Source organism: Paractinoplanes deccanensis, assembly GCF_016862115.1.
GTDB classification, from domain to species: Bacteria; Actinomycetota; Actinomycetes; order Mycobacteriales; family Micromonosporaceae; genus Actinoplanes; species Actinoplanes deccanensis.
Window position 1 is genome coordinate 42,494 of sequence record NZ_BOMI01000014.1, and the last position, 25,000, is coordinate 67,493.

Below are 25,000 nucleotides of genomic sequence, written 5' to 3' on the forward strand. Positions count from 1 at the left end.
CCATGAGGGCGTGCTTCCTGATCTTTCCGAGTATTGCCTGGACCGTACCGTCGCCGACGCGTCGTTCGAGGGGGTTGCCGTGCCCGGCCTGTCGGCCGAGTTCTATCGGCGCGCCGACGGCGATCGCGTCGCCACGGTCGGGCGTTATTCCTACGCCGGTCGCGAGCTTCTCATGGCTTGGGGGTACGCGGACGAGCAGCACTGCCGGCACTCGGCCGTGCACGACCCCGCGAGCGGCCGCTGGCACCGCGCTACCGACGGCTGCCCCACCGTACGAGTGGAACGATCCGGTGGCGAGGTGATCGGCCTCGCCGTGCGGACACCGGGCGGGGACTGGCTCTCTACCGCAGGCGCAGCGCGACCTGGAACGTAGCGGCGTCCGTCTCGACGTGGAGCGTGGCGCTGCCACCGGCCAGCGGCGCGGTGGCGATGGCCAGCCGGTCGCCCAGCGGCTGCACGGCCACGGGCACGGTGTTGCCGGCGCTGTCGGTGGCGGTGACCGACCACCGGCGTACGGCCTCGGTGCCCTCGTCGACGCAGAGGTGGAGGAGCGTCGTGGCGCCGCTCGGGGTCTCGGGCCGCACCCGTAGCGTCGCGTCGCCGTCGGAGGCGACCAGCGACTTGCGGGCGGGGCAGGGGCTCGCGTCGGCGGCGTGCGGCATCGGCGTGCCCGCGAAGAGCACGACGGCGGCGGCGATCCATGCGATCGCGGCGAGCGCCATGCCGACGATGAGGCCGCGCAGCGAGTGGACCCGCTCGGCGACGCGCCGGCGGGCGCCCACGGTCAGGCCGCCGTCGTGGTGGCGCAGCACGAGCGGCGACCGCGTGCCCGCCCCGCGGCGGAGACACGCGCGGCCGGTGCGAGTCGTCGAACCCTCGTCTGCCATGCCTCACCGCTCTCGTCAGGAACCCGTAACTCTAAAGGGAGTCGTCCAGTGCCCCCGCGAAGTTCCCGGGAACCATCGGGCCCGAACTGACGACCACCTCACGTGCGGTTGGGTGTGCGGGTCGTTCCGGTGGTTGCCGGAGCGGCCGTATTTGTGCTGGTAATGGCCCTGTTGTTCGGTGGGGCGGTGGACGATGCGGTGCTTCCGGGCATTCCCAGCCCGGGCGCGGCGACCGAGTGGGCGCTGCCGCTGGTGACGTTCGCGGCCACCGCGTTCGGCGTCCTGGTGGCGGGAATCACTGTCACGGCGGCCTTTCTGCTGCCCGGCGACGGCCCGAGCGTCTCCGCGTACGGATGGATGCTGTTGCGCCGCACCGCGTGGCCGGCGCTGGGCTGGGCGGTGTCCGCGCTCGCGCTCGTGGTGCTGACCGTCTCGGACGTGCTCGCCGTCCCGGTCGGCCGGCTCACCTCGCCTTCGGTGGTGAGCTTCGCGTTCTCCGTCAACCAGGGCCAGGCGCTGCTGCTGCAGGCCGCGCTGGCGCTCGTCGTGGCCGTGCTGTGCCGGGCCGGGGTGTCGCGCCGGCTGGCCTTCGCCGTGGCGGTGCTCGCCTCGGCGGCGGTGCTGCCGCCGGCGTTCACCGGGCACGCGGCCTCGGCCGGCAACCACCAGATCGCGGTGACCAGCCTCGCGGTGCACGTCCTCGCCGCCTCGCTGTGGGTGGGCGGGCTGGCCGGCATGCTCGCGGTCCGGCGGGTGCGGCGGTTCGCCGAGACGGCCGCGCGCTACAGCCGGCTCGCGCTCGGCTGCTTCGTGGCGACGGCGCTCAGCGGGGTGGCGAACGCGGCGGTGCGGCTCGGCGAGCTGCCGGCGTTGTGGACGACGCGGTACGGCGTACTCGTCCTGATGAAGGTCCTGGCCCTTGTCGCCGTCGGCCTGATCGGCGCGTGGCACCGCTCGCGCACGCTGCCGTTGCTCGCCGGTGGGCAACCCCGGGCGTTCCTGCGCCTCGCCGTGGGCGAACTCGTCGTGCTCGGCGCGGCGGCCGGCCTGGCCGTGGCGTTGTCACGTTCGCCGACGCCGGTCGTGGTGGACGAGCCCGATCCGCTGGTCGAATTGCTCGGCTTTCCCATGCCGGCGCCGCCGACCGCGTTGCGCATGCTCGGTGACCCGCTGCCGGACCTGTTCTTCCTGACCCTCGTGGCCGCCGGGATCGGCTTCTATCTGGCCGGGGTGTGGCGGCTGCGCCGCGAGGGGCACGCCTGGCCGGTGAGCCGGACGGCGTCCTGGGTCGGCGGCATGCTCGTGCTCGGCGCCATCACGGGCCTCGGCGTCGCGCGCTACGCGTACGTCCTGTTCAGCGCGCACATGGTGCAGCACATGGTGTTGTCGATGGTGGTGCCGATCCTGCTCGTCGGCGGCGCCCCGGTCACGCTGGCGTTGCGCGCCCTGCGCCGGCCGCGCGACCCGCAGGTGCGCGGCGCGCGGGAGTGGCTGATGCTCGCGCTGCACAGCCGTTTCGCGCGGCTGCTGAGCCATCCGGTGGTCGCGCTCGCCGTCTACGTGGCGAGCCTGTACGGGCTGTACTTCGGCGGGCTGCTAGGCACCCTGATGCGCTACCACCTCGGCCACCTCGCGATGCTGACCCACTTCGTGCTCGCCGGCTGTCTGCTCTTCTGGGTGCTCATCGGCGTCGACCCGGGCCGGCGGCGCGTGCATCCGGCGCTGCTCACGCTGGTGCACTTCCTCGCGATGGTGGCGCACGCCTTCTTCGGCTTCGTGCTGTTGCAGGCCACGACCGTCATCGGGCAGGACTGGTACACCGCCGTGCATCCGCCCTGGGCCTCGTCGCTCATGGCGGACCAGCGGCTGGGCGCCGGGCTGGCGTGGGCCTTCGGCGAGCTGCCGGCCGCGGCCATCATGCTTCTGCTGGTACGGCAGTGGATCCGCTCCGACGAGCGCGAGCAGGCCCGCCTGGACCGCGCCGCGGACCGCGCCGAGGCGACCGGTGAGGAGGACGACCTGGCCCGGTACAACGCTTTTCTGGCCGCTGCCGCCGCGCGGGGAACTTCCGGGTCGTCTTCGGCGACTAACGAGGACGAAGCCCCTCAAACAGGAAGAAAATGATGCGGACCCTCTCCCGTCGCTCCTTCGCCGTCGTCGCCGCTGCCGCCCTCGTCACCGCCGGCCTGGCCGGCTGCAACGCCGCCGAGGACCCCGACGCCGTCGCGGCGCCCGCCGCCCGGCTCACCGTCAAGGACCCGTGGGTCAAGGCCGCCGGCTCCGGCATGACCGCCGCGTTCGGCACCCTGGTCAACGACACCGGCAAGGACGTGACCGTGCTGAAGGCGGCCACCTCGGTCTCGCCGATGGAGCTGCACGAGATGGCCATGGACAACGGCAAGATGGTGATGCGGCCCAAGACCGACGGCTTCCTTGTCAAGGCCGGCGGCACCCACGAGCTCTCCCCGGGCGGCGACCACCTGATGCTGATGAAGCCGACCGCACCCATCAAGCCGGGCGACGAGCTGACGTTCACCCTGACTCTGGACGACGGCAGCACCGTCGACTTCAGCGCGGTGGCCAAGCCGTTCGCCGGGGCGCAGGAGAGCTACGCGCCGATGGCGGGCATGTGAGCGTGCGCCGCCGGCACCTGCTCGCGGGCGGGGCGCTCGCCGGCGCGGGCGCGGCCGCGGGCGCGCTGGCCTTCCGGGGCGACGAGCCCGCGGCACTCGCGGCCGTGGACACCGGCACCGCGATCGTCCCGTTCCACGGCGTGCGGCAGGCGGGCGTCGCCACCGACCCGCCGGCGCACGCGTCCTTTGTGGCCTTCACGCTGCCCGCCGGGACCGACCGGCGGCAGCTGGGACGGCTCATGCGCCTGCTCTCCGACGACGCCGCGCGGCTGACCCAGGGCGCACCGGCCCTCGGCGACACCGACGCGGCGCTCGCCCTGCTGCCCGCGAGGCTCACCATCACGTTCGGCTTCGGGCCCGGGCTGTACGAGGCCGCGGGCGTCCCCTCGCCCGTGAAGGCGTTGCCGTCGTTCGCGATCGACCGGCTCGAGGCCCGCTGGTCCGGCGGCGACCTGCTGATCCAGATCTGCGCCGACGACGCGCTCACCGTCGCGCACGCCCAGCGGATGCTCGTCAAGGACGCGCGCCCGTTCGGCGCCGTGCGGTGGGTGCAGACGGGATTCCGGCGCTCTCCCGGCGTACAGCCAACGGGTTTCACCCAGCGCAACGTGCTCGGCCAGCTGGACGGGACGGCGAACCCGACCGGCGACGCCCTGGACGCGGCCGTGTGGGCGCCGGACGGCAGCACCACGCTCGTCGTGCGCCGCATCCGCGCCGAGATCGAGAAGTGGGACCTGCTCAGCGTCGCCGACAAGGAGAACGCGGTGGGCCGGCGGATGGACACCGGCGCGCCGTTCAGCGGCGCGAAGGAGCATGACGAGCCGGACTTCGCCGCCCTGGACGCGAACGGGCTGCCGGTGATGCCCGACTACGCGCACGTCACCCGCGCCCACGTCACCGATCCGGCGCTGAAGATCCTGCGCCGCCCGTACAACTACGACGGCGCCCCGAACGCGGTGGGCCACCCGGACAGCGGGCTCGTCTTCGCGTCGTACCAGCGCTCCATCGAGCGGCAGTACGTGCCCATCCAGCAACGACTCGCGGAGAGAGACCTGTTGAACGAATGGATCACCCCGATCGGCTCGGCCGTCTTCGCCGTCCCGCCCGGCTGTGCGCCGGACGGCTGGATCGGCGCGGAGGTGCTCGGATGACGCGCCGCCTGCTGCTGACCCTCGCGGTGGTCGCCGCCGTCCTCCTGCCGGGCGCCCCCGCCTGGGCCCACAATCAGCTGTCGTCCGCGTCGCCCGCCGCCGGCAGCACGGTGGCGGCCTCGCCGTCCACCGTCACGCTGCGCTTCCTCGAGACGCTGAAGCCCGACTTCACCACGATCGTCGTCTCGGACTCGGCCCGCGCCAAGGTGCCCTCCTCGGCGCCCGCCTTGCGGGGAAACACCGGCGTGGTCACCTTGACGAGCCCGCTGGCGAACGGCGTCTACACCGTCGCCTACCGCACCGTGTCGGTCGACGGCCACTCCGTGCAGGGCTCGTACACGTTCATCGTGGACGACCCCGCGAAGCCGGCCGCCCTCGTCGCCGCCGCTCCCGCCTCCGCCGGTGGTGACGGTGGCGTGCCGTTCGGGGTCCTGATCGGCGTCGGCGCCGCCGGTGTCCTGCTGGCCGCGGCGGCAGTGGCCTTCGGGCTCAGGCGCCGTCGCTGAGCATGTGGTTGGCGAGCTCGGTCCGGGAGCGTACGGACAGCTTGCGATAGATGCGGGTCAGGTTGGCCTCGACGGTCTTCACCGACATGAAGAGCTCGGCGGCGGTCTCCTGATTGGAGTGTCCCGCCGCCACCAGCTCGGCCACGCGGCGCTCGGTCGCGGTGAGGCCGCTCGGGGTGTGCCGCAGGCCGGTCCGGTCGGCCTCGAGCCGGGCGCGCTCCGCCCACCGCGGGGCGCCCAGCTCGTCGAAGGCGGCCGCCGCGGCGGTCAGCGCCTCGCCCGCCAGGCCCTTGTAGCCGGCACGGCGGTAGACCTGGCCCAGCGCCAGCCGGGACCGGGCCGCCTCGAACGGGCACTCGGCGCCCGGCCGGTCGGCGATCGCGCGCAGGGTGGCCAGGGCCTCGTCCACGTCGCCGCGGGCGGCCGTGCGCAACGCCTCGCAGCGGTCCGCGGCGATCGCCGCCTCGGGACGGCCGGCGGCGGCCTGGCGGCGCAGCACGGCGATGGCCGCGCCGACGTCGTCCATCGCGCCGGCCTGCAACGCCGCGTCGGCGTAGTCGACGCCCCACAGCAGCGCCTCCAGGTCGGCGATGCCGGTGGCCGCGCACAGGTCCGCCAGCTCGCGCAGCGGCTCCAGCGCCGCCTGCCACTGCCGCGCGGAGGTCTCGACGAAGCCGAGCAACGCCAGGAAACCCCCGCGCCAGTACGGCGACTCGCGGATGCGCGGCTCGGCGGCGGCCCGCCGCGCCCAGTCACGGGCGACGTCCAGGTTGCCGGAGTAGGCGTCGGCCAGCACCCGGGCCATGGCCTCCTGCGATGTGTACGAGGCGGACCAGTCGCGGCTGGCGGCCGTCCAGGCGCCCGTGCGAGCCGCCTCGCCCAGGGCCGCCCGCGCGTCGTCCACCTTGGACCTACGAATCAAGATCATGACGAGGCCGACGTACAGCAGCGACAGCTCGCCGTAGCGGCCGCTGTCGACCGCCCAGGCGATGCCGTCGCGGACGTGCCGCTCGGCGTCCTCGTCGTCCCAGCTCGCGAAGAAGCCCCGGATGAACGCCAGCCACGACACCGACAGCGGCGGCCGCGCGCGCCCGGCCAGGGCCTCGATCTCGCCCAGGGTCCGCTCCGGCGACCCCCAGCCCCAGAGCCGTTCGATCGACACGCGCTCGCTCAGCGAGGCCAGCTCGACCTCCGGCAGGCCCAGCGCCGCGGCCTCGGCGGCGCCCGTGCGGGCCATCTCCAGGGCGCGCTCGCCGTCGCCCTGCAGCCGGCACAGCGCCGCCAGCACGCTCAGCAGCCCGGCGCGGGCCGCGCTCGCGGCCGGCGCCAGCGACAGCGCCCGTTCCGCCAGCGACCGCGCGGTGGCCACGTCGGCGGCGAGGCGGACCCGGCGTACCAGCACCTGTGCCTGCTCCTCCGCGCCGGTGGCCAGCGCGGACCCCTTGTCGAGCGCGGCGCGTGCCGCCGGCTCGTCGCCGGCCTCGCCGTAGACGTCCACCGCGCGTAGCCACCGGTCCAGGCCGCCGTCCGGCGTGGCGAGCGCGGCACTCTCCAGAAGCTCGCCGGCGAGCCGCTGAGCGCCCCGGCTCCGGGAGACGCCCGCGGCGCGTTCCAGCTCGGCAGCGACGGCCTCGTCGGGCGCGGCGACCGCGCGTGACCGGTGCCGGGCGCGCTCCACCGGGTCGTCGAGCGTGTCGGCGAGCGCGCGATGCGCCCGGCGCCGTTGCGCGGCAGTGGCCGCGTCGTAGACGGCCGACGCCATCAGCGGATGGGAGAAGGCGATCACCGACCCGGCGCCGACGCTCGCCACGTCCTCGTCGGCGGCGGCCTCGAGAGCGTCGCGCACGCGCTCGTCCCCGGCTGTCGCCCGCAGCTGGGCCACGGTGAGCCGGCCGGCCGCGGAGACCAGCAGCAGAACCTCGCGAACCGGCGCGTCCAGCCGCTCGACCCGTTCCCGGAGCAGGTCGGCCAGGCTCGGCGGCACGGGCACGACGCCGCCGTGCGACGGCGCCGGAGCAGCCTCCATCGCCCGGGCGATCTCCAGCGCCAGCAGCGGGTTGCCCCCGCAGGCCCGGGCCACGCCGGCGCTCATCGGGGGAGTCCACCGCGGGCCCAGCCGGTCGCGCAGCAGCCGGCCGACCGCCCCGTCCGCCAGCGGCGGCAGCACGAGATCGCGCCGCGGCTCGGCCAGCGACCGGATCAGGTCGGCGCCGCCGTCCGGGTCGGGCCGCGTGGCCACCAGGACACTGAGCCGCCCCGGCTCGACGGCGGCGCCGCGCAGCGCGAACCCCAGACTGCCCAGGCTCGCCCGGTCGAGCCACTGAAGGTCGTCGATTAAGAGCGCCACCGGCTCCGCCGCGCACAACCGCGCCAGCAGACCCCGCACGGCCAGTGGCACGGCCAGCGCGTCGGTCCCGTCCGCGGCGGCCGGCTCGGCACGGTGCAGGGCGACCGCGAGCGCCCGCCGCTGCGGACCCGGCAGGTCACCGTCCGCACCCTCCGGGCACTGGGCGACCAGCTCGGCGAGCCCCGCGAACGGCAACCCCCGCTCGAACGGCGTCGGCGTCACGGACAGCACCCGGCGGCCCCGCTCGCGAGCCGGCCGGACGGCGGCCCGCACCACGCTGCTCTTGCCCGACCCGGGATCGCCGGTGACGACCGCGCTGCCACCCCGCTCCATCAGCTCGGACAGCACCCGCAGCGCCTCGTCGCGGCCGAACAGGCCCGGCTCGGCCGCCACATCCCTCACCCGCCCATCCTTCCACCTCGCTGGAGAGGGTTTTCCCCGATGCCTCGCCGGGGTCCCCCGGCGGACGCTGCCGTCATGCCAGAGACGAGGAACGTGGTGCTGGTCCACGGAGGGGGCGCCGGCGTTCCAGGCGTGGCGGACCCGGCCCGGTTGACACCTGGTCGCCACCGCAGACCTCGTCCGATCCGCAGATCTCGTCCGATCCGCAGATCTCGTCCGAACCGCAGCGAAGGAGGCAGCGCGATGAGCTGGCCGCCCACCTGGTGAAGCTCCCGTGGCCGAACGGCTGATGCCTGCGCAGCCCGCCGGCGTGACCATCTAGACCCACATGACTCAGAAATGAGGAGGTGGGCCGTGCAGCGCCGAGTTCCGTTGGGCGACCGGAAGGTCGCCGGCGCCACCCTGACCGTCAGCACCATGGGCGGCTACAGCATCCACCTCGACGGCACCGACATCGGCTACGTCCACGCCGGCGCGGCCGACGGCGACCAGTGGCACACCTACCGCCGCCACACCGGCCGGCCGGACGAATACCTGGGCCGCTTCGCCATGGAGGAGGCGGTGCGGCGCCTCACCGGAGCCCCCGGCCCGCGGTGACAGCCGCGCCGGGGAGGCGGAACACTGGGCACGCCGCCACGCGAGCCCGCCGCGGCCGGGGCTTCGAGCAGGTCGAACAGCCGGGTCAGCGCGCCAGCCATCCAGATGCCTTCTGGCCGGGCTGTCAAGATGTGGTGGTGGCTGATGCGGCGACCGTGCTGAGGCGGGAATTCGAGGCGGTGGACGGCAGCTTCCTGCTCCAGCTGCGAACCGATCTCGTTTGGGATCGGGTGGCGTTCACGCGCCTGGAGCGGGCGATGCGCGCGGCCTGCGAACGACACGAGGGCCAGGACGGCTTGCCGCGCTGGATGGCCGAGGGGTTCTACGAGGTCTCTCACTTCGTGGCGGAGTGGACGGCACACCCGCACTTTCCTCGGCCGGAGCCCGCCGAGTACTACGAAAATTGCCTGGAGCGGTTGCGGGATCTGGCGGACTGGTTCTTCCGCGGGTTTCACGCCTACCAGGAGCCGCACGTATGGCCCGATCTCTAGACATCTCTCGGGCCGGGGGTCTGGCACAGATCCACTGGAGGCTTGTGGGTGATCGCCGCGGCAGGTGGGTATCGGGTCTGCTGATCGCATGCGATACGGCGATGGCGGCGGCGTTGACCAGGCAGAACGGGAACGCGAGAGCGGGTGGCCGGCCACCGCTCCCGGCTGATCGACAGCGCCCCGCTCGCAGCTGGCAGCGCGTCTACCAGCGACCAACCTACGGCCCGAGCTCAACCCGGTCGAGAAAGTCTGATCGACCCATGAAAGGCAGCCTGGCCAACTTCGCCGCTGCCGTGAAGAACCGCCTCAAACGCATGCAATACCGCACAGGTCTGATCGACGGCTACCTCACCGGAACAGGTCGTCTCCACCAGCACCAACCAGACCATGATCATAAAGGGTGTTCAGTCCGCTGCTGGGCGGCGGCCGGCTGGATCGGCCGCCGCCCGGGGAGCTCGCCTAGAAGTCGTCGTCGAAGGTGACGGCTCCGGTCACGCCTACCTGGTAGGCCGAGACTCGCCGTTCGAAGAAGTTCGACAGCTCCTGGACGTCCTGGAGCTCCATGAACGCGAACGGGTTCCGCGAGCCGTAGAGGGGCTCGATGCCCAGCACGGCGAGGCGGCGGTCGGCGACGTGCTGGAGGTATTCGCGCATGTCGGTGAGGGACATGCCGCTGACGCCCTGTTCGAGCAGGTCCTCGGCGAACTGGACCTCGCACTCGACGGCCTCGGCCAGCATGTCCCGCACCTGCTGTGCCATGTCGGCGTCGAACAGGCCGGGTTCCTCGGCGCGGACCTGGTCGACCACGTCGAAGGCGAAGGCCATGTGCATGGACTCGTCGCGGAAGACCCAGTTGGTGCCGCTCGCCAGGCCGTGCAGCAGACCGCGGGAGCGCAGGTAGTAGACGTACGCGAAGGCGCCGTAGAAGAACAGGCCCTCGATGCACGCGGCGAAGCAGATCAGGTTGAGCAGGAACGCGCGCCGGTCGTCGCGCGTCCGCAGCGTGCGCAGCTCGAAGATCGAGTCGATCCATTTGAAGCAGAACTCGGCCTTGCGGGCGATCGACGGGATGTTCTCCACTGCCGAGAAGGCGGCCGCGCGCTCGTCGAGGTCGGGGACGTACGTGTCGAGCAGGTTGAGGTAGAACTGGACGTGCACGGCCTCCTCGAAGAGCTGCCGCGACAGGTAGAGCCGGCCCTCGGGCGAGTTGACGTGCTGGTAGAGGTTGAGCACCAGGTTGTTCGCCACGATGGTGTCGCCGGTGGCGAAGAAGGCGACCAGCCGCGACACCAGATGCTGCTCGGCGGGTGACAGCTTGCCCAGGTCGGCGAGGTCGGAGTGCAGGTCGACCTCCTCGACGGTCCAGGTGTTCTTGATGGCGTCCTTGAAGCGGTCGAAGAAGTGCGGGTACTTCATCGGCCGCAGGGTCAGGTCCATTCCGGGATCGAGCAGCATTACTGGCAGGCCTCGCAGGACTCGGGGTTCTCCAGGGAGCAGGCCTCGGCGGCGGCGGTGAGCACCGGCACGGTCGCCTGCTGGATGCGCGTCGCGGGGCGCGAGCGCAGGTAGTACGTGGTCTTCAGCCCGGATTTCCAGGCGTGCAGGTACATCGACGAGAGCTTGCCGATCGTCGGCGCGCTCAGGAACAGGTTGAGGGACTGCGACTGGTCGATGTACGGGGCGCGGGCGGCGGCCAGGTCGATGAGGGCACGCTGCGGGAGCTCCCAGGCCGTACGGAAGAGCTCGCGCACGTCCGCCGGCAGCTCGGCGATGCCCTGCACGGAACCCTCGGCCCGCTTGATCTGCTCGCGGATCGGGGCGGTCCACAGGCCGCGGGACTTCAGCTCGCGTACCAGATAGGTGTTGATCTGAAGGAACTCGCCGGACATCGTCTCGCGTTTGAAGAGGTTGGACACCTGCGGTTCGATGCACTCGTAGCAGCCGGCGACGGAGGCGATGGTGGCCGTCGGCGCGACCGCCACGAGCAGCGAGTTGCGCAGGCCGTGCTCGGCGACGCGCGCCCTCAGCTCGGCCCACCGTTCGGTCTGTGCGGGCGTCACACCCCACAGGTCCGGGTGCAGTTTGCCTTCCGCGGCGCGCGTTTCGGCGTACGACGGATGGGGTCCGGACTGCTCCGCGAGGGCGACCGAGGTCTCCAGCGCGGTCAACAGGATCTCCTCTTGTACGCGGGTGGACAGCTCCCGCGCCTCGGCGGAGTCGAACGGCAGCCGCAGCGTGAAGAACGCGTCCTGGAGGCCCATCAGCCCGAGCCCGACCGGGCGCCAGCGCGGGTTGGACGCGGCGGCCTGCGGCGACGGGTAGTAGTTGATGTCGATGACCCGGTCGAGGAAGACGACGGCCGTGCGCACGGTCTCGCGCAGCTTCGGCCAGTCCACTCCGGACGATGCCGTGACGTGGGCGGCGAGGTTGACCGATCCGAGGTTGCACACCGCCGTCTCGTCGTCGCTGTTGACCTCGAGGATCTCGGTGCACAGGTTCGACAGGTGGATGGTGTTGCCGGGGCGGCCGGTCTGGTTCGACAGGGCGTTCGAGCGGTCCTTGAACGTCATCCAGCCGTTGCCCGTCTGCGCCAGGGTGCGCATCATCCGCCCGTACAGGTCCCGGGCCTTGACGCTTTTGACGGCCTTCTTCTCGGCGGCGCGGTAGGCCTCGTCGAACGCCTCGCCGTAGAGGTCGGGCAGGTCCGGCGCGTCGGTCGGGTCGATCAGCGACCAGTCGCCGTCGGACTCGACGCGGCGCATGAACTCGTCCGGGATCCAGTTGGCCAGGTTGAGGTTGTGGGTGCGGCGGGACTCCTCGCCGGTGTTGTCGCGCAGTTCGAGGAACTCCTCGACGTCCGGGTGCCACGGCTCCAGGTAGACGCAGGCCGCGCCCTTGCGCCGGCCGCCCTGGTTGACCGCGGCGACGCCGGCGTCGAGCGTCTTGAGGAACGGGACGATGCCGTTGGACTTGCCGTTGGTGCCCCGGATCAGCGCGCCCCGGCCGCGGATCCGCGTCCACGAGATGCCGATGCCGCCGGAGAACTTCGACAGCTTCGCGACCTGGTGGTAGCGCTCGTAGATGGAGTCGAGCTCGTCGCGCGGCGAGTCGACCAGGAAGCACGACGACATCTGGGTGTGCCGGGTGCCGGAGTTGAACAGCGTCGGCGAGCTCGGCAGGTAGGCCAGCGACGACATGAGCCGGTAGAAGCCGATCGCCTCGGCCGGGTTCGCCGACAGTCCACAAGCGACGCGCAACAGCCAGTACTGCGGCGTCTCGACGACCTCGCGGGAGAGGGGATGCCGCAACAGGTAGCGGTCGGCGACCGTGCGCAGGCCGAAGTATTCGAAGTTGCGGTCCGCGTCCTCGTCGACGGCGTCGTCGAGCTTGCGGGCGTTGCGGGCGACGAACGCGGCCGTCGCGTCGCCGATCAGACCCTGCTGGTGCGCGTACCGGATGGACTGGCTGAAACTGGCGACGCCCTGATGGCGCACCTCTTTCTCGACGAACGCGGCGAGCAGCCGGGCGGCGAGCCGGGAGTACTGCGGCTCCTCGCCGATCAGCTCCGCCGCCGTCTGGATCGACAGCTTGTCGAGCTCGGCCGTGGTGGCGCCGTCGTACAGCCCGCTGATCGTCTTGGTCGCCACCCGCAGTGGATCGACCTCGCTCAGATCGCCGGCGCGGCGCTCGACCGCCCGGACAATCTTGTTGACGTCGACCGTCTCCAGGTCGCCGTTGCGTTTGCGTACCCGCATGACCGTCATGTCCCCTCCTCGTGACTCTTCCGGCCGGCCGAAAACGCGCAGGGGACAGCGGCACACGTCGGTGCCGGCCGTCCCACGCGGCCTTCGACCACCGCACCCCGGTCGGCGTGCGGCGCGCTGGCAGGTCTTCGGACTCGCGGGCGCCGTGCTCGTGCCTACTGGCCGTCGCTTCCCAGGCGCTCATCGCGCCCAGTGCTGTGTGACGGCGGTCGTTCCCACTCACCGCTGCGGGGCAGTCCCGGACTCGCACCGGGTTCCCTCTTGCCTCGGCCACGCCTGACGACGCGGCCGAACCAGCTGCGGGAGACACCATATATGGGTGGCGGTGGAAGATGGCAACACCAGATGCTGTGTCGGGCGTGTCGTCGCTGTGCTCTATCGTGTACCCCGTGCCGCATGATCAAAGCCCGCCGGGCGCCGTCCTGCACGCGTTCGGTGTGGACGGTCCCGCCCGCCCGTTGCCGGGCGGGCAGGGCTCCTCGTGGGCAGACCCTCGCCGTTGCGGCGGCGGCGGTCGCGCGCGCCCTGCTCTTCCGGATGGCCACGACGAACGAGCGCGTCCTCGCGACCGGCGACCCTGTGGACGTACGGGACGAGGTCGGGCGTTACGGCCGCGCGGCAGCCGCTATCGGTCGATGACGCTCGTCAGGTTGACCATGTTGCCGTCCGGGTCGTGCACGTGGGCGACCCGGTGGCCCCACGGCATGTCGTTCGGCGGGCCCAGCACCCGCCCGCCGGCCGCCTCGACCCGCGGCAGCAGGCCGTCGATGTCGCCGACCTCGATGCTCAGCAGCGTTCGCGACGGCGCCGACAGGTCGGTGCCGGCCTCGCTGACGAGCCCGAACTCGGAGTCGCCGAGCTTGAGGCCGACGAAGAAGACCGGCCCGTCGGCCGGGAAGCGGGTGGTCTCGACGGCGCCGAGCAGCCCCTGGTAGAACGCGAGCTGCCGGTCGATCGCGGGCGTGCTGATGATCGCTTGAACGGTGGGCACGGACATCCTCCTGGCCGATGGATTGCACAGTCGGAGGGGATACGGTCCGGCGCGCCGAAACTCATCGGCCGACGATCGGGATCAGCCGGTCCGCGTCGAGGAACGTGCAGATCCCGGTGATCGAGCCACCGCACACGTCGAGGACCACCAGCCCGAACGGCACGTGCACGCCATCGGGGCCGGGACGTGTCTGCCAGAACGCCGGTGACCCGTTCGCCCGGACCGGCGTCAGCCGCGCGCCCGCACACGACGCCTCCGGATCGAGCAGCGCCCGGTGGATCTCGGCCCGGCCGTGCAGCCACCACGCGAACGGCGGCATCGACATCGTGGCGTCCTCGTGCACCAACGACACCAGCGTGGCGATGTCATGACTCTCGAACGCGGCGCAGTAGCGCTCGAGCAGATCCCGCTGGGCCGGATCGTCCGGCCGCCACGGGTCGCCGGGCGCGGGAGGGTTCGCCCGCAACGTCGCCCGAGCCCGCTGCAGCGCGCTGTTGGCCGACGCGGCAGTGGTCTCCAGCAGCCGGGCAACCTCCTCCGCCGTCCAGCACAGCACGTCACGCAGGATCAGCGCGGCCCGCTGCCGCGGCGGCAGGCGCTGCAAGGCGGCCACGAAAGCCAGCCGGACCGTCTCGCGCCGCACGACCACGTCCTCCGCCGGCAGCACCCGGCTGTCCGCGACGGGAAGAACCCACCGCCGCTCGTCCAGCGGGGCGCCGAGGTCGGCGCCGGCGTGAGCGGCCGGACCCAGATCCATGGCGAGGGCGCGCCGCCGCGCGGACCGCAGCAGGTCGAGACACACGTTGGTGGCGATCCGATACAGCCAGGTACGCACCGACCCCCGCCCGGCGTCGTAACGGTCGAGGGACCGCCAGGCCCGGACCAGCGTTTCCTGCACGGCGTCCTCGGCCTCGAACCCCGAGCCGAGCATCCGATAGCAGTAGCCAGTCAGTTCCGTCCGGAACCGTTCCAGATCGGCGCCGGAGGCCGGTGAATCGAGCATCCCACGACGGTACGCATTCAGCATCGGGGCGGTGAGCGTTGCCGGCTGTTCACCGGGTCGGCCCTTCACCGCTGCTTGATCATGCTGTTAGGTTGTTGCACATGTTTGGCAACAACCACCAGGGTGTGGCAGTGGCTGAGGTGTACGTGGCCCAGCGCCGCCGGACGACGCTCTGGGTGGTGGGTCTGGTCGCCGGGGTGGTGGCCACCGGGGTGATCGCGGTGGGGACCGGCGCGATCGGCATCGGGCCCGGGACGGTGGCGCGCATCCTCGGCCACCAGCTGCTGGGCTTCCCGTCCGAGGTGACGTGGACGCCGCCGCAGGAGGCGATCGTCTGGCAGGTGCGGCTGCCGCGCGTGCTGCTCGGCATGCTCGTGGGCGCCGGGCTCGCGGTCTGCGGCGTGGCCCTGCAGGCGATGGTCCGCAACGTGCTCGCCGACCCCTACCTGCTCGGCATCAACTCCGGCGCGTCCAGCGGGGCCGCGGCGGCCATCCTCTTCGGGGCGGGAGCGGGCTTCGGCCAGTACGCGCTGTCGGCCAGCGCGTTCCTCGGCGCGCTCGCCGCGTCGCTGCTCGTCTTCCTCGTCGCCCGCAGCGGCGGCCGGGTCACCTCGATGCGCCTGCTGCTGTCCGGCGTCGCCGTGGGCTACGCGCTCTACGCCCTCACCAGCTTCCTCATCTTCGCCTCCGGGTCGGCCGAGGGCTCCCGGTCGGTGATGTTCTGGCTGCTCGGCTCGCTCGGCCTGGCCCGCTGGGACGCGCTGCTCGCGGTCGCCGCGCTCGTCATCGGCGGCACCGCCGCGTACCTCACCGTCAGTGGCCGCCGGCTCGACGCGCTCGCCGTCGGCGACGAGACCGCGCACACGCTGGGGGTCTCGCCGGACCGGTTCCGGATGCGACTCCTCGTCGTGGTGTCGCTCTGCGTCGGGGTGCTCGTCTCGGCCGCCGGCAGCATCGGCTTCGTCGGCCTGGTCGTGCCGCACCTGGCCCGCCGCGTCGTCGGCGCCACCCACGCCCGGGTCGTGCCGGTGGCCGCGCTGCTCGGCGCGATCCTGCTGGTCTGGGCCGACGTGGTGGCCCGCGTGCTGCTCGCGCCGCAGGAGATCCCGATCGGCATCATCACCGCGCTGCTCGGCGCCCCGTTCCTGCTGATCCTGATTCGCCGCCTGCACGCAACCGGAGCCTGAGATGAAAAAACTCGCCGCCACGTTCATGATCACAACCCTGGCGCTGACCGGGTGCGGTGCCGCAGCCGACGGCAAGGAGACCGCGAGCGGAGGCGACTATCCGTTCACGATCGAGAACTGCGGCGCCGACGTGACGTTCGACAAGGCACCTGAGCGCACGGTGCTGCTCAAGAGCGCGGCCGTTCCCTACCTGCACGATCTCGGCGTGCTCGACCGGGTCACGGCGCGGGCCGGCACATATCCGAAGGAGTACTACGACGCGGAGACCCTGGCCGAGCTGGACAAGATCCCGCTGCTGACCGACAAGACGGACACCAGCGGCCACTTGCAGATCTCCCAGGAGGTCGTGATCAGCCAGCAGCCCGACCTGGTCTTCGGCGAGGTCGACAACCTGTCGCGCGACACCCTCTCCGCGGTCGGCATCCCGCTGCTGGAGGAGCCGGCCATGTGCCCGGACAGCACCATCGCGCCCACCTTCGACGACATCTACCGTCAGCTCGACACGTACGGCAAGGTCTTCAACCGTCCCCAGCAGGCCGCCACGGCCGCCGCAGCGCTCAAGGACCGTGTCGGCAAGGTGGAGAAGGCGGGGAACGGCCGTACCGCGGCGGTGCTCTATCCGACCGTCGGCGGCGGCGTGACCTACGCCTACGGCTTTACCAGCATGGCGCATCCGCAGCTGGAAGCCGCGGGCTTCAAGAACGCTTTCGGCGACAGCAAGGAGCGCGTCTTCGAGGTGACCCTGGAGGAACTGCTCGGCCGCAACCCCAACGTGCTGATCCTGCTGCACAGCGACGGCGACCCGAAGGCGGTCGAGAAGGCGCTGACCGACCTGCCCGGCGCGGAGAAGCTGAAGGCCGTGCGGGACGGCACCGTGATGACGCAGCTGTTCAACTTCACCGAGCCGCCGTCGCCGCTGTCGGTCGACGGCCTCGAGAAGATCGTGCGGCGGTTCCGGTGATCAGCGCGTCCGCCCTCTCGTGGCGCTACGGCGCCGATCCGGTCATCGACGGCGTCGACGTGGTCGCGCGGCCGGGCCGGGTGCTCGGCCTGATCGGGCCGAACGGCAGCGGCAAGACGACGCTGCTGCGGCTCCTCTACGGCGCGCTGCGCAGCCCCACCGGGCAGGTGACCGTCGACGGCGTCGCGGTGCCGGAGCTGAGCCCGCGCGAGACCGCCCGCCGGATCGCCGTGGTGGTGCAGGAGTCCGGCGGTGAGACGGCGATGACCGTGGCCGAGATGGTGCTGCTGGGCCGCGGGCCGCACCTGTCGACGTTCCAGCGCGCCGGCGCCGCCGACCACGAGATCGCCGCGGAGTGCCTGGAACGCGTCGGCGCCGCGCATCTGGCCGGGCGCGCCTTTGCCGGGCTCTCCGGCGGCGAGCGGCAGCGGGTGCTCATCGCCCGCGCGCTCGCCCAGCAGGCCACTCACCTGCTGCTGGACGAGCCCACCAACCACCTCGACATCCGCTACCAGCACGAGATCCTGCACCTGGTCCGCGAGCTGGGCACGTGCTCGGTCGTCGTGCTGCACGACCTGAACCTGGCCGCCCGCTACTGCGACGACCTGGTGCTGCTCGGTGGCGGCGACGTGGTGGCCGCCGGGCCGGCCGGCGAGGTCCTCGACCCGGCGATCCTCGAACCCGTCTACGGCATCGGCATCCGGCGGCTCGACCTGGACGGGACCCTGCACCTGCTTTTCGACCTGGAGGCACGCGTGTGAGCGCGCGGGACCGTCCGTAGGCTGACCGTGTGCCCGAGGTCGATGCCAGCGCCGCGCTGAGGGCCGCCGCACGGTTCGGGCCCTACTTCACCTGGGAGCCGTACGACGGCGGGCCGGGCTGGCGCCCGTACGGCGAGCTGCTCGATGCCGGCGTCGTCGCCGAGCGTGTCGGTGTCGCCCGGGACCTGCTGGCACGCATGGCCGGGGTGGCGACAGGCGACATCCCGGAGCGGGCCGTCGCCTCGGTGACGTTCCTGGGCCTCGCGTCCCGGCTGCTGTCGCCTCCGCTCGCCGCGGCGGCGGCCGGGGGCGCGATGCCCGTGCCCGACCCGGCGAAGCTGTGGTGGCGCGCGGCCGAGGGCGGCCCCATCCCGTTCGCCTATCGGGGTCTGACGGCCGTCGAGGATGGCGCGGCGCTGACGACGGCGCTGGCCGAGCCGGTGCTGGAGGTCTTCCGCCGCCGGTTCGCCCTCTCCGGGCAGGTGCTGTGGGGCAACGTCGCGTCCGCCCTGGGCGGGGCCGCCGGGATGATCGCCGACGCCTCGCCGTCCCACGCCGCGGCGGCCGCCGCCCTGGTCGCCGGCGCGTTGCGGACCCCTCAGCTGGTGGGCACCGCCACGCTGGAGCGCCCCGATCCGTACCGGGACCGGTGGTTTCTGGTTCGCCGCAATTGTTGCCTCTATTACCGCATTCCGGGCGGCGGCACCTGCGGCGACTGCATCCTGACCCCCCAAGAGAGCCGCCGCGCACACTGGCAGGCGGTGCTGAGCCGATCTAGGGTGCGGTGATGACGGCGGGGGAGACCATCCAGCAGAAGTTCACGCTGGTCTACTTCGGCGACGACACGTTCGCGTACGCGGGACGCCACCTGCACGAGGAGTCCCTGCCGGTGCACACGCACAGCTTCATCGAGGTGGCCTTCGTCCTCGGCGGCAGCGGGGTGCACCACAGCGTGGACGGGCGGCGGCGGCTCGGACCGGGCGACGCCGTGCTGCTGCGGCCGGGCGTGTGGCACGGGTACGAGGACTGCGACGACCTGCTGCTCTACAACTGCTGCTTCTCGGCCGAGCTGCTGCGCCGCGAGCTGAGCTGGACCCGCGACGACCCGGTGCTGGGGCACCTGCTCTGGACCGGGCCGTACGTCGAGCAGCGGCGCGGCGTCCTCGCCACCCACCTCGCGCCGGACGTGCGCGACGAGTTCGCCGCCCACCTGGACACCCTGGCCGAGCTGCGGTCCCGGCCCCAGCACCTCTACCGGGGCGACTTGATCGCTCAGCTGACCCTCGCGCTGGGCCACGTCGCCCGGTCGGTCGGCGGCGACACCCGGCCGCAGGCGGTCCACCCGGCCGTCGTCGAGGCGATGCGGCTCATCGAGAGCCGGCCCGCCCACCCGTGGACGCTGACCGAGCTGGCCGACCTGCTGCATCTCGCGCCCGGCTATGTCGTACGGCTGTTCAAGTCGTTCACGGGCCTGCCCCCGATGGCGTACCTGTCCCGCTATCGCGTCGAGCTCGCCGCCGAGATGCTGCTGCACACCGACCGGACCGTCCGCGCGATCGCCGAGCAGGTGGGCTGGCCGGACGCGAACTACTTCGCCCGGCGGTTCCGCGCCCACTACGGGCTCACCGCGTCGGAATACCGGACCCGGTTCACGCCCCGCTACAAGCTGCTGGGCCGCGTTTAGCCGTTGTCCTGGGGCAGCGACGCCTTGTCGGGGAAGACCGAGTGCTGGTCCGACTGGGCGTACGCGTCGGCCGAGGCGTTGAGCAGCTCGATGAAGCCGCCGCTGACCGTGACGCAGTCGGCGGCGTGCTGCAGGGCCGCGCGCTGCATGCTGCGCAGTGAGCGGACGAAGTCGCGGGTGGCCACGGCCGAGTCCGTGTACTGGGTGTAGGGCTCCCAGCCGTCGGCGGAGCGGCCCGCGTGGTTGGCGGTGACGAGGTAGCCCTCGCCGAGGCCCCAGAAGGGCGCGTCGAGGCTCGCCTCGGAGGTGTCGGCCAGGGCGTTGAAGGCGGCCGCCAGGCTCTTGGCCGCGTCGAGGATGTGCTGCTCGTGCACGAGCAGGTCGTCGGGGCGTACGTGGACCAGCTCCCACTCAGGGCCGAAGTTCTCCAGCTTCCACTGCTCCATGTCGCCGGGGGTGGGGATCTTCGGGATCAGCTGGTTGGGTTGGTCCTTGGCACTGTCTTTGCCGCCGTCTTTGCCGCCGTCGCCCGCTGAGGACGAGGACGAGGGTGACGGCGGGGGCGAGGTGTGCAAGGGCTGCGGGGACTGCCAGTTGACCTGGAGGTGCTTCGACGGGTCGACCTCCTGGCCGCCGCCGTCCCCGCCGTCGCCGTTCCCGGGGTCCTGCAGCGGGTTCGGGTCGTACTTCGAGTGATACATCGGCACGCGGCCACTCTCGCCGCCCGGCGGGGGAGTCGCCCAGTCCCCGGGCGGATGTCCCCGGAACGGGACTGATCGGGCACGCGGCGGCGTGCCTAGCGTTTCCCGGGTTCAGGGTCGCCCGGGAGGTGTGAGGCCGTGGCGCAGCATGTGTCGCCGGAGAAGTTCAAGGTCATGATGGACGTCTTCGGCAACTCCATCACCGTTGTCGAGACGCAGCGGCGCCGGGTCGAGGCGGCGCTGGACGGGATCCGCTCGGCCTTCCGCGAGGCCGAGGAGGACTGGAAGTCGCCGGCGGCGCAGACCTTCGGCGAGCTCACCCGCGAGTTCGACACCGACGCGGCAGCGCTGGAGGACCTGCTCGTCGAGATCCTGGCGCGGATGCGCAAGTCGTTCCAGAACTACCACCAGACGGAGCTCCAGAACACCAGGAACCTCCAGCACAACGACGAGAACAGGACGCTCGCCGCGACCCCGCAGGCCAAGCCCCACGAGACGGCGACGGCCACCCTCCGCACCGGCTTCGTCGGCGACGACAAGGTTGCCGCGCTGCGCGACCGGATGGCGGGCTGATGCCGGGAACGCATCTCACCGGCGACACCTACACCGATCCCGCCGCCGACATCCTCATGCACCTCACCGCCCTCTGGACGGTCGGCAAGACCACCATCCCGGGCCACGTGGACGAGCTCGCCGACGCGCTCGGCGCCATCATCGACGCCCTCGACGCGGTCGAGCTCAACTGGGCCGGCGACAGCCAGAAAGAGGCGGTGGACGTCAACAACCGCTGGAAGACCGCGGTGACGTCGCTGTTCGGCACCAAGAAGAACCCGGGGCAGGGCGTCATCAGCCGCATCGCGGGCGGCCTCCAGGGCGCCGCCCTCAACCTGAGCACCACCGAGTCGTCGGTCGTCGACCTGTGGCAGACGTACATCAGCAAACTCGAGGACATGCTGGCCGGCCGGCCACCGGGTGACGCGCCCGGCGGCGACGGCGAGCAGAGCGTCCCGATCAGCGAGGTCTGAGCGTGACCCGGAAACCCTTCCACCGGCCCGCGCGGCCGGACCGTCCCGGCGCGCCCGAGGGCCGCATCACCGTGCCCGCGCCGCCGCCGCTGACCCGCGCGACCGCGTCCAGCTCGTGGCTCACCATGATGCTGCCGCTGCTGTCCACGGTGGCCATGGCGGGCTACCTCATCTCGTACGGGCGTCCCCTGCTCATCATGCTGGGCGTCGGCTTCGTCGTGCTCTCGCTCGTGGCCACGCTCGGCATGCGCTGGCAGGCGCGGCACAACGCCGAGGCGGACCAGCGCCGCCACCACGAGCGCTACCTTCACGTGCTTCACGACGTACGGCTGAAGGCGCGCGAGACGGCCGCCGTGAGCCGCCACCGGGCGACCGTGCACCAGCCGAGCCCGCGCCGGCTCCTGGCGCTGGTGTCCGCGGGCCGCCGGACGTGGGAACGGCGACCCGCCGACAGCGACTTCCTGCGCGTCCGGATCGGCGAGGGCCGCGGGCCGCTGGCCGGCGGCGTCGAGCTGGGCGGCCGGATGGACCCGATGGCCGACTACGACCGTGACCTGCTCGCCGAGGCCGAGGCCGTCGTCGCCGACCACCGCACCGTCGGCGGGCAGCCGGCCTGGATCGACCTGGCCCGCTGCGGCGTGGTCAGCCTGGTCGGCGACGAGCGGGAGACGCGGGCGCTGGCTCGCTCGCTGGTCGTGCAGGTGGCCGCGCTGCACGCGCCCGAGGACGTCACGATCGCCGTGCACACCGGCGGCGCGGACGGCTGGGAGTGGGCGAAGTGGCTGCCGCACACGCACGAGCCCGGCGCCGCCTCGCCGTCCGGGGTGTCCTCGCTCGTGGCCGCGGACTTCGGGCTGCTCGCCGACTTCCTCGAGCGCGAGCGCGACCGGGCCCGCGAGGAGGTCCGCAACCGCCGCGCGTACGGCCCGGCGCCCGTCATGCGGCGGCTCGTGCTGGTCCTCGACGGCTACCGGCCGGGGCTGCCGTGGACCCGCACCCCCATCCTGGAATCGCTGTGGACCGACGCCGGGCCCGAGCTCGGCATCACCGTGGTCTGCCTGGCCGCGTCGCAGGCGGCGGAGCCGACCCGCGTCGACGCCCGCGCCACCGTCGAGGCCGGCGGCTCGCTGCGGCTCAGCGGTCCCTCCGCCGAGAGGTACGCGGCCCTCGAGGCCGCCCGCCCCGATCTGAGCGCGGCCGAGCTGTGCGAGGCCATCGCCCGGCGGCTCGCCCCGCTGCGGCTCGGCGAGGAGCGCGAGCCGGTGCTGAGCCGCATCACCACGCTGCCGGAGATGCTGGGCGTGCCCGACATCGGGCTGCTCGACCCGCGGCGTGACCGCGTGCGGCCGGACGACCCCGACATGCTGCGGGTGCCGCTCGGCCTCGACGGCAACGGCGATCCGGTGCTGCTCGACCTCAAGGAGTCGGCGCAGCAGGGCATGGGCCCGCACGGCCTCGTCGTCGGCGCCACCGGCTCGGGCAAGAGCGAGCTGCTGCGGACGCTGGTGACCGGCCTCGCGGCCAAGCACGCGCCGGAGCACCTGAGCTTGGTGCTCATCGACTTCAAGGGCGGCGCGACCTTCGCCGGCGTCACCGAGCTGCCGCACGTCTCGGGGCTCATCACCAACCTCGCCGACGACCTCGCGATGGTCGACCGGGTGCGGGCGGCGCTGCAGGGCGAGCAGCAGCGGCGGCAGCGGATGCTGCGGGAGGCCGGGAACGTCGACTCGGTCCGCGAATACCAGATCCGGCAGGCGGCCGGCGGCGTGGACGTCGACGGCAAGCCGCTGGAGCCGCTGCCGTACCTGCTCGTCATGGTCGACGAGTTCGGCGAGCTGCTGTCGGTGCGTCCCGACTTCATCGACCTCTTCGTGCAGATCGGGCGGGTCGGCCGCTCGCTCGGCATGCACCTGCTGCTGGCCACGCAACGGCTGGAGGAGAGCCGGCTGCGCGGACTGCAGTCCCACCTGTCCTACCGGCTCTGCCTGCGCACGTTCTCGGCGGCGGAGAGCCGGGCGGTCATCGGCACGCCGGACGCGTACCACCTGCCGCCCGTGCCGGGGTCGGCCTATCTGAAGGTGGACGAGAGCATCTACACGCGGTTCCGCGTCGCGCACGTCTCCGGGGCGTACGCCGGGAACCACCAGGAGGACAGCGCTGCCCGGACGCCGGTGACGCTGGTGCCGTTCACCCTGAGGTCGGCCGCGGTGCCGGTCGAGGAGAAGCCCGCGCGAGCGATCGACCTCGACGGGCGCACGGAACTCCAGGTCGCGGTCGCGCGGTTGCGGGGGACCGGGGAGGCGGTACACCAGGTCTGGCTGCCGCCGCTCGGCGACACGGTGCCGCTCGGCGGCCTGCTCGGCGAGCTCACGCGGGACGCCCACCGGGGGCTGTCGGCCGCGGCGTGGCCGGCGCCGGGCGGGCTGATGGTGCCGGTGGGCCTGCTCGACCTGCCGGGGGAGCAGCGGCAGGACCCGATGGTGGCCGACCTGTCAGGCAAGGACGGCAACGTCGCCGTGGTGGGCGCGCCGCAGTCGGGCAAGAGCGTGCTGCTGCGCAGCCTGCTGACGTCGATGATGCTGACCGGGACGCCGGACGAGGTACAGCTGTCCATCGTGGACTGCGGCGGCGGAGCCCTGCTGTCACTGGCGAAGGCGCCACACGTCACCGGAGCAGCCTCCCGGCTGGAGCCGGACCGGGCGCGGCGGCTGGTGGCCGAGGCACTGCGGCTGGTGGTCGAACGCGAGCAGCTGTTCCGGGACGAGGGCATCGACTCGGTCGCCACCTTCCGGCGCGCCCCGCTGCCGGACGGCACCCGCCGGGCGGACCTCTTCCTGGTGATCGACAACTGGGCGGCGCTCCGCGCCGACCTGCCGGACCTCGAGGAGACCGTGGTGGAGCTGGCCGCCCGGGGACTGGGCGTCGGCGTGCACCTCGTGCTGTCGGCCAACCGGTGGGTGGAGATCCGGGCCAACCTGCGCGACAGCATCGGCGGGCGGGTCGAGCTGCGGCTCAACGACCCGTACGAGTCCGAGGTGGGCCGGGCTTTCTCGCGCCAGCTGCTCGCCGCGCCCCCGGGACGCGGGGTGCTGGCCCCCGGCGTGTTCTTCCAGACCGCGGTGGCGGAGGACGTCGTCGCCGGCCTGGCGGCCGCGTGGACCGGGGCGGCGGCTCCCGCCGTACGGATGCTGCCCTCGCACGTCTCGCCGGACACCCTGCCGGCCGGGGCGATCGGGCTCGACGAGGTCGACCTCGCCCCCGTCTCCGTCACGGCGCAACACTTCCTCGCGTTCGGGGACAGCGGCTCCGGCAAGACGTCGTTCCTGCGCGCCTGGATGCGGTCGGTCACCGAGGTCGCGTCCGACGACGAGGCGCGGTTCATGGTGGTGGATTACCGGCGCGGCCTGCTCGGCGCGGTCCCCGATGGCTACATCGGCGCCTACGCGGGCGATCCGGCCGCCGCCGCGGCGTACGCGGGCCAGCTCACGGAACGGCTCGCCGAGCGCCGGCCGCCGAGCACGGTCACGGCGGCCGAGCTCCAGGCGCGGTCGTGGTGGACCGGGCCGGAGCTCTACCTCGTCGTGGACGACCTCGACATGGTCGCGAGCGACGCGCTGGCGCCGCTGCTGCCGTTCCTCATGCACGCCCGGGACATCGGCTTCCACGTGATCGCGGCCCATCGCAGCGCGGGAGCGTCGCGGGCGCTGCTGGCGGGCTCGTTGGCCGGGAAGGTGGCGGAGATGGGCGCGGACGGGCTCGTGATGTCGGGCGAGGCGCGGGAAGGGGCGCTGCTGGGAGGCGTACGGCCCGGGCCGTTGCCGCCCGGCCGGGGAGTGCTGGTGCGCCGGGGAAAGCCTCCGGTGCTGATCCAAGTGGCCGCGTCCGCCGTGCCGGCCGTGGGGGTGTGAG

The 25,000-nt window shown here is 72.6% G+C and carries 22 protein-coding genes and 1 riboswitch; of the genes, 15 read left to right on the forward strand and 7 right to left on the reverse strand.

What is annotated here, in order from left to right; translation table 11 throughout:
• Window positions 1–10 precede the first annotated feature (10 nt).
• On the forward strand, window positions 11–373 hold the full coding sequence (locus Ade02nite_RS04965) for a hypothetical protein (RefSeq protein ID WP_203760307.1): 363 nt from the start codon (window positions 11–13) through the stop codon (window positions 371–373).
• Here Ade02nite_RS04965 and Ade02nite_RS04970 read toward each other — a convergent pair.
• Window positions 342–887: a hypothetical protein gene (locus Ade02nite_RS04970; RefSeq protein ID WP_203760308.1), complete on the reverse strand. Its 546-nt coding sequence runs from the start codon at window positions 885–887 to the stop codon at window positions 342–344. The genes Ade02nite_RS04965 and Ade02nite_RS04970 overlap by 32 nt on opposite strands.
• Before the next feature lie 186 nt (window positions 888–1,073).
• On the opposite strand from Ade02nite_RS04970, the gene Ade02nite_RS04975 reads away from it, so the two are divergent.
• Genes Ade02nite_RS04975 through Ade02nite_RS04990 form a run of 4 tightly spaced genes read left to right on the forward strand, consistent with a single transcriptional unit; the run spans window position 1,074 to window position 5,177 of the window.
• Entirely contained in the window at window positions 1,074–3,011 is a 1,938-nt protein-coding gene (locus Ade02nite_RS04975; RefSeq protein ID WP_239168526.1) for a bifunctional copper resistance protein CopD/cytochrome c oxidase assembly protein, read from the forward strand.
• A complete protein-coding gene (locus tag Ade02nite_RS04980; protein WP_203760310.1) occupies window positions 3,008–3,520 on the forward strand; it encodes a copper chaperone PCu(A)C in 513 nt (170 codons plus the stop codon). Before Ade02nite_RS04975 ends, Ade02nite_RS04980 begins: the two co-directional genes overlap by 4 nt.
• A gap of 2 nt (window positions 3,521–3,522) precedes the next feature.
• Window positions 3,523–4,671: a Dyp-type peroxidase gene (locus Ade02nite_RS04985; RefSeq protein ID WP_203760372.1), complete on the forward strand. Its 1,149-nt coding sequence runs from the start codon at window positions 3,523–3,525 to the stop codon at window positions 4,669–4,671.
• Complete coding sequence (locus Ade02nite_RS04990) at window positions 4,668–5,177, forward strand: copper resistance CopC family protein (RefSeq protein WP_239168527.1); 510 nt, start codon at window positions 4,668–4,670, stop codon at window positions 5,175–5,177. The genes Ade02nite_RS04985 and Ade02nite_RS04990 overlap by 4 nt, the downstream gene beginning before the upstream one ends.
• On the opposite strand, the gene Ade02nite_RS04995 is transcribed toward Ade02nite_RS04990, so the two are convergent.
• Window positions 5,161–7,926 carry a helix-turn-helix transcriptional regulator gene (locus Ade02nite_RS04995; protein WP_203760312.1) on the reverse strand — a complete coding sequence of 922 codons (2,766 nt, stop codon included), beginning with the start codon at window positions 7,924–7,926 and terminating at the stop codon, window positions 5,161–5,163. The two genes, Ade02nite_RS04990 and Ade02nite_RS04995, sit on opposite strands and share 17 nt — an antisense overlap.
• A gap of 354 nt (window positions 7,927–8,280) precedes the next feature.
• On the opposite strand from Ade02nite_RS04995, the gene Ade02nite_RS05000 reads away from it, so the two are divergent.
• Together Ade02nite_RS05000 and Ade02nite_RS05005 are read left to right on the forward strand one after the other, a co-directional pair.
• The gene (locus Ade02nite_RS05000) at window positions 8,281–8,523 is read left to right on the forward strand and encodes a hypothetical protein (RefSeq protein ID WP_203760313.1); all 243 of its coding nucleotides are present in this window, start codon (window positions 8,281–8,283) and stop codon (window positions 8,521–8,523) included.
• A gap of 137 nt (window positions 8,524–8,660) precedes the next feature.
• Window positions 8,661–9,014: a hypothetical protein gene (locus Ade02nite_RS05005; RefSeq protein WP_203760314.1), complete on the forward strand. Its 354-nt coding sequence runs from the start codon at window positions 8,661–8,663 to the stop codon at window positions 9,012–9,014.
• 459 nt (window positions 9,015–9,473) lie between these two features.
• Here Ade02nite_RS05005 and Ade02nite_RS05010 read toward each other — a convergent pair whose 3' ends face one another.
• From Ade02nite_RS05010 to Ade02nite_RS05025, 4 genes are all read right to left on the reverse strand, one after another.
• Window positions 9,474–10,469, reverse strand: coding sequence for a ribonucleotide-diphosphate reductase subunit beta (locus Ade02nite_RS05010; RefSeq protein ID WP_203760315.1), 996 nt, complete (start codon window positions 10,467–10,469; stop codon window positions 9,474–9,476).
• The gene (locus Ade02nite_RS05015; protein ID WP_239168528.1) at window positions 10,469–12,778 is read right to left on the reverse strand and encodes a ribonucleoside-diphosphate reductase subunit alpha; all 2,310 of its coding nucleotides are present in this window, start codon (window positions 12,776–12,778) and stop codon (window positions 10,469–10,471) included. The genes Ade02nite_RS05010 and Ade02nite_RS05015 overlap by 1 nt, the downstream gene beginning before the upstream one ends.
• A 102-nt stretch (window positions 12,779–12,880) precedes the next feature.
• A riboswitch (cobalamin riboswitch) is annotated at window positions 12,881–13,091 on the reverse strand.
• 312 nt (window positions 13,092–13,403) lie between these two features.
• Window positions 13,404–13,769: a VOC family protein gene (locus Ade02nite_RS05020; protein ID WP_203760316.1), complete on the reverse strand. Its 366-nt coding sequence runs from the start codon at window positions 13,767–13,769 to the stop codon at window positions 13,404–13,406.
• 61 nt (window positions 13,770–13,830) lie between these two features.
• Complete coding sequence (locus tag Ade02nite_RS05025; protein ID WP_203760317.1) at window positions 13,831–14,772, reverse strand: sigma-70 family RNA polymerase sigma factor; 942 nt, start codon at window positions 14,770–14,772, stop codon at window positions 13,831–13,833.
• A 131-nt stretch (window positions 14,773–14,903) separates the two neighbouring features.
• Between Ade02nite_RS05025 and Ade02nite_RS05030 the strand changes: the two genes are divergently transcribed.
• Genes Ade02nite_RS05030 through Ade02nite_RS05050 form a run of 5 tightly spaced genes read left to right on the forward strand, consistent with a single transcriptional unit; the run spans window position 14,904 to window position 19,365 of the window.
• Window positions 14,904–15,959: a FecCD family ABC transporter permease gene (locus Ade02nite_RS05030; protein WP_239168529.1), complete on the forward strand. Its 1,056-nt coding sequence runs from the start codon at window positions 14,904–14,906 to the stop codon at window positions 15,957–15,959.
• A 1-nt stretch (window position 15,960) separates the two neighbouring features.
• Complete coding sequence (locus Ade02nite_RS05035; RefSeq protein WP_203760319.1) at window positions 15,961–16,920, forward strand: ABC transporter substrate-binding protein; 960 nt, start codon at window positions 15,961–15,963, stop codon at window positions 16,918–16,920.
• Window positions 16,917–17,681, forward strand: coding sequence for an ABC transporter ATP-binding protein (locus Ade02nite_RS05040; protein ID WP_203760320.1), 765 nt, complete (start codon window positions 16,917–16,919; stop codon window positions 17,679–17,681). Before Ade02nite_RS05035 ends, Ade02nite_RS05040 begins: the two co-directional genes overlap by 4 nt.
• Window positions 17,682–17,710: 29 nt before the next feature.
• Complete coding sequence (locus Ade02nite_RS05045) at window positions 17,711–18,469, forward strand: (2Fe-2S)-binding protein (RefSeq protein WP_239168530.1); 759 nt, start codon at window positions 17,711–17,713, stop codon at window positions 18,467–18,469.
• On the forward strand, window positions 18,469–19,365 hold the full coding sequence (locus Ade02nite_RS05050; RefSeq protein ID WP_203760321.1) for a helix-turn-helix transcriptional regulator: 897 nt from the start codon (window positions 18,469–18,471) through the stop codon (window positions 19,363–19,365). Before Ade02nite_RS05045 ends, Ade02nite_RS05050 begins: the two co-directional genes overlap by 1 nt.
• Here the strand turns inward: Ade02nite_RS05050 and Ade02nite_RS05055 are convergent.
• A complete protein-coding gene (locus Ade02nite_RS05055) occupies window positions 19,362–20,072 on the reverse strand; it encodes a hypothetical protein (RefSeq protein ID WP_203760322.1) in 711 nt (236 codons plus the stop codon). The genes Ade02nite_RS05050 and Ade02nite_RS05055 overlap by 4 nt on opposite strands.
• Before the next feature lie 132 nt (window positions 20,073–20,204).
• Here Ade02nite_RS05055 and Ade02nite_RS05060 point away from each other — a divergent pair, with 132 nt between their 5' ends.
• From Ade02nite_RS05060 to eccCa, 3 genes are read left to right on the forward strand one after another with little or no spacing between them, the layout of a single operon-like run.
• Window positions 20,205–20,639, forward strand: a complete 435-nt coding sequence (locus Ade02nite_RS05060) for a WXG100 family type VII secretion target (RefSeq protein ID WP_203760323.1) — start codon at window positions 20,205–20,207, stop codon at window positions 20,637–20,639.
• Entirely contained in the window at window positions 20,639–21,091 is a 453-nt protein-coding gene (locus tag Ade02nite_RS05065) for a hypothetical protein (RefSeq protein WP_203760324.1), read from the forward strand. Before Ade02nite_RS05060 ends, Ade02nite_RS05065 begins: the two co-directional genes overlap by 1 nt.
• Before the next feature lie 2 nt (window positions 21,092–21,093).
• On the forward strand, window positions 21,094–24,999 hold the full coding sequence (gene eccCa / locus Ade02nite_RS05070; RefSeq protein WP_203760325.1) for a type VII secretion protein EccCa: 3,906 nt from the start codon (window positions 21,094–21,096) through the stop codon (window positions 24,997–24,999).
• The last annotated feature ends 1 nt before the right edge of the window (window position 25,000 follow it).

Coding starts and splice junctions, on each gene's coding strand:
- Ade02nite_RS04970 (WP_203760308.1), bottom strand. CDS start 887: ATGGCAGACGAGGGTTCGACGACTCGCACCGGCCGCGCGTGTCTCCGC.
- Ade02nite_RS04980 (WP_203760310.1), top strand. CDS start 3,008: ATGATGCGGACCCTCTCCCGTCGCTCCTTCGCCGTCGTCGCCGCTGCC.
- Ade02nite_RS04990 (WP_239168527.1), top strand. CDS start 4,668: ATGACGCGCCGCCTGCTGCTGACCCTCGCGGTGGTCGCCGCCGTCCTC.
- Ade02nite_RS05010 (WP_203760315.1), bottom strand. CDS start 10,469: ATGCTGCTCGATCCCGGAATGGACCTGACCCTGCGGCCGATGAAGTAC.
- Ade02nite_RS05015 (WP_239168528.1), bottom strand. CDS start 12,778: ATGACGGTCATGCGGGTACGCAAACGCAACGGCGACCTGGAGACGGTC.
- Ade02nite_RS05025 (WP_203760317.1), bottom strand. CDS start 14,772: ATGCTCGATTCACCGGCCTCCGGCGCCGATCTGGAACGGTTCCGGACG.
- Ade02nite_RS05035 (WP_203760319.1), top strand. CDS start 15,961: ATGAAAAAACTCGCCGCCACGTTCATGATCACAACCCTGGCGCTGACC.
- Ade02nite_RS05050 (WP_203760321.1), top strand. CDS start 18,469: ATGACGGCGGGGGAGACCATCCAGCAGAAGTTCACGCTGGTCTACTTC.
- Ade02nite_RS05065 (WP_203760324.1), top strand. CDS start 20,639: ATGCCGGGAACGCATCTCACCGGCGACACCTACACCGATCCCGCCGCC.